Here is an 8847-nt window from a genome sequence, read left to right on the forward strand (position 1 = left end):
ACTTTTTTGCGCAATGAGCGCGCCGGTTAACGCAGAGCCATGGGTAAAACCAGATGATTATGGGTTAAGAGCTGATATTCAACTTTTAGCCGATGCTGGCGTTATTTTAGCCCCGGTAACCACTTACCCTCTAATGTGGAAGAGCTTTATAAGTGAAGTAGATAACACTCCCCTAGGCCAGTTATCGCCAAACTTGCAAGATGCTTTATTACGGGTAAAACATCGTTACAAGTCTGAAAATACGGGCTCTCATAGTGTACAACTGTCTGCTTTTGCAAGTTCAGATACTATTGTTGCCACCAGTTTTGGCGCAACTAATACCCAAGAGTCAGAAGCATCTGCTGCCTACGCCTATTTAGGCGACAGTTTTGCCGCTAAAGTAGCGGTTAATTATCGCAATGATGGCAAAAAGTGTTTTGTTACTGGGAAAACTGCAGACGATATAGTGCTAGATGAGCAAGCACTTACTGACTGTAATGACACCTCCTTTGATGGCAGTTATATAGCTTACCGTTTAGGTAACTGGATTTTTAGAGCCGGTGCCATAGAGCAGTTTTGGGGCCCGGGGGTTGATAATAGTTTAATAATGTCGGGCAACGCTAAACCATTGCCTGCAATGAGCGTGACTCGAGAGCAAAGCACTGCCTTTGAAACCCCTTGGCTAAGCTGGTTAGGCCAATGGGGATTTACCGCGCAAATGGCTCAGTTAGAATCTACTCGTGTAATTCCTGATGCTTTACTGTGGAGTACTCGCGTTAACTTTAGACCACTACAGCAATTAGAAATTGCACTGAGCTGGTCAGCGCAATGGGCTGGCGATGGCCAACCTAGTTCAGCGAGTGACTTTATTGATATAGTGACAGGTGAAGCAGCTTGTATAGATGGCACTACTACTTGTGATGATGAATTAAAATCTAAGATTGGTAATCAACTTGCGGGTATAGATATTCGCTGGTCTGACACTTTATTTAGCCAACCGTACGCAATTTATGCAAGTACCATTGGTGAAGATGCCAGCTCAAAGTTTAAACCTGTCGACAGAGCCTATTTATTTGGTGTACAAACTACTCATCGTATTTATGATCAAAACGTATTAGTAAATGTAGAGTACATAGATACGGGCGTAACATGCTCTGCTGAATCAAGCAGTGAAAACTGCTATTACGAGCATTCAGATTACAAATCTGGTTACCGCTACCATGGCCGTACCATAGGTTCAACATTTGATAATGACGCGCAATCACTAGTACTAACTGTGCTAGGCCAGCTTTCAAATGGAGATGATTGGCAAGTTAAATTACGCGATGTTGATTACAACAATGATAACCGCGATCGCTACCCTAATAACCCTGATTTAGGCAATACCATTACTAAAACAGCTTATAACAGTAAACAGCTTGAAATACGTTACAGGCAACTTGCTATGGGTGGGCGCTTAACGCTAGGCGCTTTTGCATCAAATAACGATGCAGCAGAAAACGACACATCTGCATTTGCTAAATATGAATATAACTTTTAAATTCGGGATTTTTGGCTATCCTAAACTAGGATAATAAGTGCAAATAAAAAGGGATGAAAACACTGTTTTCATCCCTTTTTTAATTCATTAATAACCGTCGTAATTACTGCTTAATCTTACTAATCACTTTTGAAGTTGAGCAACCATCTAAAAACTCAAGCACCTCAACTTTTCCGCCGTGAAGCAGTACATGCTCAGCACCGGCTATTTGTTCAACCGTGTAGTCGCCACCTTTAACTAAAATATCTGGGCTAATTTGCTCAATTAATTTAGCCGGTGTGTCATTTTCATCCGCACTACCAAATGGAATAACCCAATCAACAGAGGAAAGTGCACTTAATACCATAGCTCTTTCATCTAGCGGATTAATTGGCCTATCGGCGCCTTTTAATCGTGATATAGACGCATCGTTATTTAGCCCCACCACTAATCTATCGCCACGCGCTTTTGCTTGTGCTAAATAGCGTACGTGCCCAGCATGCAAAATATCAAAGCAGCCATTGGTAAATACAATTGTTTCGCCATTTTGTTTTGCAAACTCTATATGCTGCAGCACATCGTCAAACGGAGTTTGATAATGCTCACCAGTGGCATGTAAATATTGACCCAGCTTACGACTAAGTTCTTCTGGCGACACTGTGGCCGCACCTAATTTACTCACCGCAATGCCCGCTGCTAAGTTAGCAATTTCCACCGCATTTTTAGGTGTCATTCCCGCCCCTAGCATCACGGCTAGAGTTGCTATAACTGTATCGCCTGCGCCGGTTACATCACTGACTTCAAGCTCTTGCGCGGCAAAATCATATTTTTCAGTCGCACTAATTAACGACATTCCTTGCTCTGAACGCGTTAGCAACATTGCTTTTATGCCTGCGTCACTTATGAGCTTACGCGCACTTGTTGCCAAGCCCTCTTCTGAGTCTGTTTGCCCACCCGCTAATTTAAACTCATTTAAATTTGGTGTAATGTAGTCTGCACCTCTATATAAATGTAAATCAGACGACTTAGGATCAACGAGTACCGTTTTCCCTGCTTTTTTAGCTAGGCTTATCATGTTTTCAATCAGGCTCAATGAACCTTTATTGTAATCAGAAAATACTATAAAATCGTACTCATCAAGTACTAGCTCTAAACGGTTTAATAACAGCTGGCTGTGTTGCTCTGTAAACGTCTCTTCTAGATCTAACCGTACAACTTGCTGATGACGGCTAATCACTCGCATTTTAGAAATTGTCGGTAAGTCGCATACACTTACTAACTGTGAATTTATTTTTTCACCTTCTAAAATGCCTTCTAGTATCTGTCCACCTTCATCTTCGCCTATTAAGCCAAGTAGGCCTACTTTACCATCTAATCGGGCTATATTTTTAGCCACGTTTGCTGCGCCACCGGCTTTGTCTTCTAATTTACTTACTTTTACTACCGGTACCGGAGCTTCTGGGGAAATACGCCCTGAATCACCATACCAATAACGGTCAAGCATTACATCGCCAACCACCAAAATACGTGCGGCTGATAAGTTTTTTAATAGCGATAAATCCATTACTGCTGCTCCGCAACTACCATATCAATAGCTTCACATAACCAATGGCCAATAAACATGTGTGCTTCTTGAATTCGCGCTGTTTCATCGTTTTTAATAATTATAGGTAATTTGGCAATATTTTTAACTTCACCGCCATCACGCCCCGTTAATGCTACGGTAAAGGCCCCTATTTTATTCGCTGCTGCTAACGCTAGATTAATATTGGCGCTTGTACCTGATGTGGTTAACCCTATAACTAAATCTTCTGGTTTACATAAGGCTTGTACTTGGCGTTCAAACACAGTGTCAAAATGATAGTCGTTACTGTGCGCAGTTAAAATTGACGTATCGGTTGTAAGTGCCATAGATGCAAGTGGACCACGCTCTAATTTATAACGCACTACAAATTCTGCCGCTAAATGCTGTGCATCGGCCGCACTACCACCGTTACCAAGCCAAACAACCTTACCGCCTGCTTGTAATGCACTATGGCACACTTCTAACAATTGCATAGACTCTTGATGATAAGCCTCCATCGTTTCAAATAATGCTAAATGACGATTTAAACTCTCAAGGTAACTCGTTGCTACTGAATCGATAATTGACATGGTAAATTCCTCTAGGAATTGAAATGGCAGGAAAAATTAATTTCATTATTCCATAAATCTATACCCAAATCACCTCAATATACATATTACTGAAACAGGTATTTTGAGCTAACTTGAATAGCGTTATTATTATTTTATCGGGTAGCAGCTGAACACAAACCATATTTTATCTTTTCTGTGTTTAGAATTGATCATTTTCACGTTAAACTAAGACGACTTACCCTTATAAAAGCTTAGTATGGCACGCATTTTTTATTCACTCGCATTAATGATTATTAGCCCACTAATCGTATTTTATTTATATGTATTACGCGGTAAAAAAAACCCAGGTTATAGAGCGCACTTTAAACAGCGCTTTGGTTTTGTGGACAAGTCTTTATTTGCCAATAACAATAAGCCGCTGCTAGTGCATTGTGCATCTGTAGGTGAGGTACTCGCCGCTACCCCCCTGATCAAAGCAGTACAAAAAGCGCACCCTAAATTAAATATACTTATAACGTGCAACACCCCTACTGGTCGTGAGCAAATCATTACGCAGTTTAAAAACACGGTAGCCTGCTGCTACTTACCTATGGACTTTCCATTTGCAACCGCCCGATTTTTAAAACGAGTAAAGCCACAAGCCCTGTGTATTTTAGAAACTGAACTGTGGCCCAACCTTATGGCAAGTAGTCGCAATAGAAATATTCCGGTACTTGTTTTAAACGCTCGCTTGTCTGAAAAATCGCAACAGGGTTATCAAAAAGTAGCTAAGCTAACGCATATTATTATGCGCTCTATCACTGTATTAGCCAGTCATAATAAAACTGACGCCAAACGCTTTATAGAGCTTGGCCTTGAGCCACATAAAAGTAAAGTTACAGGTTCAATAAAATTTGATATTACACCTACCCAAGAGCAACTAACTAAGGTAACTGCACTCAAACAGCTTTATAATTTAGAGCAGCGCTTTATATGGGTTGCAGGCTCCACTCACCCTATCGAGCATGAGCAGGTAATTAGCGCTCATAAAAATCTATTAGAAAAACAACCCAATGCGTTACTCATAATAGCGCCGCGTCATCCTGAACAGTTCGATAAGGTTGCAGATTTACTAACGCAAAGTACACTGAGTTTTAGTCGTCGCAGCAATAATAATTATAATAACGAAAACGTCTTGTTAGCAGATACGCTTGGCGAGCTGCAATACTTATATGGCGCTGCTAATGTGAGCTTTATTGGCGGCAGTTTAATTCGCCGTGGTGGCCATAATCCACTTGAATCAGCTGCATTTTCAGTGGGCGTTATCAGCGGAGTCCATACCTATAACTTTGATCATATTTACCCTGAGCTTATAAAGCTCAAAGGCGCTATTGTGGTTGATAATGCTGATGAGCTAACACAACAACTTATAGCATTAAATCAAAACAGCAAAGCATGCCAAACTTTAGGTAAAAAAGCAGCGCAATGCGTGGCCAATAACCAAGGTGCTATACAAAAAACACTTAACATTATTAATCAATATTTAGAGCCCAAACCGTGACCTACATAGCCATAAGCCAAACCCGCGAATGGGTTTCAAATGTTATTGTAAAATATAACTTTTGTCCCTTTGCCCGCAAAGAAGTAGAAAATAACTGTATTCATTATTTTGTAAGCCCTGCAAGCAGCATAGACGATGCAGTAATGGACATGCTTGAGCAATGTATTGAGCTTGACCGAGAGGCTGCACGCGAAACCACACTTATTATGTTTGATAACGGCTTTTGCGACTTTGAAGACTTTTTAGACTTGGTTGACTTAGCCAACGCGCTGTTAGTAGCCCAAGGTTTTGAAGGTAAGTATCAAATTGCTAATTTTCATCCCGATTATGTATTTGCCGATAGCGATGCAAGCGATGCGGCAAACTATACTAATCGCTCCCCTTTTCCTACTTTGCATTTAATTCGCGAAGCAAGTATGAGTGCAGCACTTGAGAGTTATAACGAACCCGAATCTATACCTGAGCATAATATAAATTTAGCAAGGCGCAAGGGTATCGATTTTTGGCAACAGTTACTCGAAGGGTGTAAAAAACCGAGCGCTTAAAGCGCTCGGTTATATATAACAGTAAATAGCATATAACAGTAAATAACTCGTTATTTTTTAACCCAATTACCATTTACTTCAACAAAATGACCTCTTTGAGTTTTTTCGATTGTTTTTGCCGCCGCTAACGCCTCTACTTGCGACAGTGACAAGTTATTTTTTTGCGCTAATTTTAAATACTGTGCTTTACGCTTAGCATTAATGGTATCAACGACCACTTTAGCCTCTGCATTTTGTACCACTAAACCCAAATAGCCTGAGCTATCTTCGCCTACTAAACCTTGGCTTTTAGCATCATCTAAACTAATAGCCCATACCGAAAAAGACATACATACAGCACTAACTAATGTAATTATGCTTAATTTGTTGTTAACTTTCATATCCTAGCTCCTTAAAATAACTCACTGTCGTCACTAAATAAATTATCGAGTTCTTTATCTACTTTTACACGAATTTCGTGATCAACCTTCACATTTAAATTAATTGTAATAGGCTCTTTAGCAGCTACCTCTACTCGGTGCGTACACGCACCAAGGGCACTTATTGCTGCAAATACAATAAGTACTTTTATGCTTAACGACTGTTTCATCATTAGTTTCCTTTTTGTGAGTATTGTTGCTCAACTTTTTGTGTAATTTCATCACTTAAGCGCAATGCGCGTAATAAAGTAAATATATTTTCTTCATGATTATAATTAAAGTTAACTTGCTGCTCTGCTTGCTTATTATAACCTTGCAAATTTACGCCAAGCTTTAGCCAACCATCACTTTTAAGTGCCACACTGCTATTAAGCTTTTGTATATCAAGATTTTTAAGTAATCCCAATACAGGCTGTAACTCTTGTTGCTGCTGCATAACTGAATCAAATGCGGCGTTATTAGTAATCATTAACTTACCCGTTCCTTGATTACTTAAACTGCCATTTACTACCTCAATACCTGTGTTATTAAAGTGCACTGGCAAAGTGCCGGCAAAACGCCCTGAAAGCGTAATCCCCGACTGTTCATCAAGTGTAATAAGTTTACTGGCATCAATGTTTTTAAATTTAACGTTAGCAACTTGCTGCAGGTCATTAAGCGAGTATTTATCAAGGCTAAACTCACCATCAAATAACGCTCCTGCAATGTCAAACATACGCGCATTATTGTTTTTAACCTGCCAGTTCCCTTTAATGTTTTTAATAACAACACCAGCCCTTAGTTCATTTAAGTTAAAGGTAGTGGGTTTTACATTAAGCTGCCCTGAATTATATTCGCCAACAAATTGGCTACTTAAATCGCTAGCAAGGTAATCGTTATAAAGCGCACTTACGTTGTTTAACTCCATTGCAAACGAGGCATGTTGTAAATTTACATCCCCGCTGATTCGGCCATTAAACGTTCCCTGTGTAAGCTGCGCTAATGGCTCAAACTGATGAATAAAGGTATTTAATAACACTATACTTTGTGTAGGTACTACTATTTCAAATGGATGTTCCACTGCCGATATATGATGGTTTACCGCTAATTCAATATCGTTTACAAATACGTGATGTGATGCTTTTAGAGCGCGACTTTGCAATCCTGTAGAAGCAACTTTTATATTATTGAGTTTTATAACAGGGCTATTAAATTTATTTATTACTGTATTAGCACTAAGGTCTGCAAATAATTCACCATGACTTAAATTTGCTTTAGCAGTTATGGTATTGCTTATATCTGTTAATTTAAATTCGTTATATTTTAACGTTTTAAATAGGGTTTTTAGTGTTATTTGTGCGTTTAAAGCATCATCTAGCTGTGCCGTTAAGCGACCTTCGTATTGCTCTACACTCAGTTGTGCAAAATCAACCTTTGCGGCTGTTAATCTACTTGTAGCATTACCACTTGGTTTTCCATCGACTATATTTATTAAATTAAATTGCCCTGAGGCGTTAACTTTATTAGCGCTAATTTTATTACTACTAGTACTGGCAATAAAATCGGGAAGTGAATTAAGCGCAACAGTATAATTACCTTTAAGTGTGTTATTTTTAAATTCTGCATTAAGCTCAATGTTTTTAATATCTGGCGTACTTATACTAACCGCTAACATGCTTTTAAAATCCGCCCAAAGGTTGGTAAAATTAAGCTCTGACTCCATTAGAGTTATTTCAAATTGATTATCTCCTTCGCTAATTATATTTAGCATTGGCAAAGTAAGGTGGTTATTAGTAATACTAATCACTTTAGGAAGTTTAATCTGCCAATTTAAAGGGGTTTGCTCAGCTATAAAATCAGCATAATCACTCGGCGGAACGAGTGAGCTACACGTAGGCGTTAAATTTAATTTATTGTTTAACAAACTCGAATCTAGCTCAACTAATTTACTATTTAAATTAAAACCAATAATTAACCTACCATTAGCCAATGCTTCAAGCCGGCACTGCTCCATAGCATATTCAAACTGTGCGTTTACATCGCCATTTAACTGCAGTTCAATACCATCAAAGCTAAATACTTGCTGAGTACTAAAGCTAATACCTGCAACGGCTGTATTTTCGGTATTTATAAGCTGCTTTAACAGAGAGTCATCAACAGAAAACTGCCCTGTTAGTTTATTATTAGCTAAAATTGCTTTAGCGTTTATATCGCCTGTTATATTAAATTGATTTAAAATCGGCTCTGCTAAATTTATTTTTAGTGGCTTGTTAAAGTCATTACTCTTTATTACCAGCTGTTTTATAGCAATTAATGGACGTTTTTCTGGCAGCGCGAGAGCAAGTTTTTTTGCCGCGGAGCTACTTTGATTACTTTTGGGAAGTGGATTTATACTTAATACTGCATGCTCAACAATCACTTGCTTTGTATTTACAGTAATATCGATTAGCTCTAATTGTTGATTTTGATAAGTTAAGCATACTTTGTCGGCATGAACATTTAATTGAGCTGTAACCGAAAAATCTAAGCAACTGAGTGTAATACCCGCTTTTTCTAATTGCGGTGTTATAGCCCACTGGACTAATGGCAAACGAAATATATAACCAAGCAAAATTATGCTTAGTAATAAACTGCTAATAATTAAACTCACACGCTTAAACATATTATCCTTAATATTAGTGCTAGGTTCTAGGTTCTAGGTTCTAGGTTCTAGGTTCTAGGTTCTAGGTT

At 38.8% G+C, this 8847-nt stretch carries 8 protein-coding genes; 3 read left to right on the forward strand and 5 right to left on the reverse strand.

What is annotated here, in order from left to right; all coding sequences use genetic code 11:
* The first annotated feature begins 13 nt into the window (after positions 1-13).
* Positions 14-1519: a capsule assembly Wzi family protein gene (locus H5079_RS14420; protein ID WP_089368980.1), complete on the forward strand. Its 1506-nt coding sequence runs from the start codon at positions 14-16 to the stop codon at positions 1517-1519.
* A gap of 103 nt (positions 1520-1622) precedes the next feature.
* Here H5079_RS14420 and hldE read toward each other — a convergent pair whose 3' ends face one another.
* Together hldE and H5079_RS14430 are read right to left on the reverse strand one after the other, a co-directional pair.
* Positions 1623-3062, reverse strand: a complete 1440-nt coding sequence (gene hldE, locus H5079_RS14425; RefSeq protein ID WP_011328980.1) for a bifunctional D-glycero-beta-D-manno-heptose-7-phosphate kinase/D-glycero-beta-D-manno-heptose 1-phosphate adenylyltransferase HldE — start codon at positions 3060-3062, stop codon at positions 1623-1625.
* The gene (locus tag H5079_RS14430; RefSeq protein ID WP_011328981.1) at positions 3062-3652 is read right to left on the reverse strand and encodes an SIS domain-containing protein; all 591 of its coding nucleotides are present in this window, start codon (positions 3650-3652) and stop codon (positions 3062-3064) included. The genes hldE and H5079_RS14430 overlap by 1 nt, the downstream gene beginning before the upstream one ends.
* A 238-nt stretch (positions 3653-3890) precedes the next feature.
* Here H5079_RS14430 and waaA point away from each other — a divergent pair, with 238 nt between their 5' ends.
* Positions 3891-5174, forward strand: coding sequence for a lipid IV(A) 3-deoxy-D-manno-octulosonic acid transferase (gene waaA / locus H5079_RS14435; protein ID WP_089368668.1), 1284 nt, complete (start codon positions 3891-3893; stop codon positions 5172-5174).
* Positions 5171-5719, forward strand: a complete 549-nt coding sequence (locus H5079_RS14440) for a DUF1415 domain-containing protein (RefSeq protein ID WP_182684354.1) — start codon at positions 5171-5173, stop codon at positions 5717-5719. The genes waaA and H5079_RS14440 overlap by 4 nt, the downstream gene beginning before the upstream one ends.
* Before the next feature lie 50 nt (positions 5720-5769).
* Here H5079_RS14440 and H5079_RS14445 read toward each other — a convergent pair whose 3' ends face one another.
* Genes H5079_RS14445 through H5079_RS14455 form a run of 3 tightly spaced genes read right to left on the reverse strand, consistent with a single transcriptional unit; the run spans position 5770 to position 8779 of the window.
* Positions 5770-6099, reverse strand: a complete 330-nt coding sequence (locus H5079_RS14445) for a YdbL family protein (protein WP_182684355.1) — start codon at positions 6097-6099, stop codon at positions 5770-5772.
* A gap of 11 nt (positions 6100-6110) precedes the next feature.
* Positions 6111-6308, reverse strand: coding sequence for a YnbE family lipoprotein (locus H5079_RS14450; RefSeq protein ID WP_011328985.1), 198 nt, complete (start codon positions 6306-6308; stop codon positions 6111-6113).
* 2 nt (positions 6309-6310) lie between these two features.
* A complete protein-coding gene (locus H5079_RS14455) occupies positions 6311-8779 on the reverse strand; it encodes a YdbH domain-containing protein (RefSeq protein ID WP_182684356.1) in 2469 nt (822 codons plus the stop codon).
* Positions 8780-8847 lie beyond the last annotated feature (68 nt).

This window comes from Pseudoalteromonas sp. SG44-5 (genome assembly GCF_014164175.1).
Classification (GTDB): Bacteria; Pseudomonadota; Gammaproteobacteria; order Enterobacterales; family Alteromonadaceae; genus Pseudoalteromonas; species Pseudoalteromonas nigrifaciens.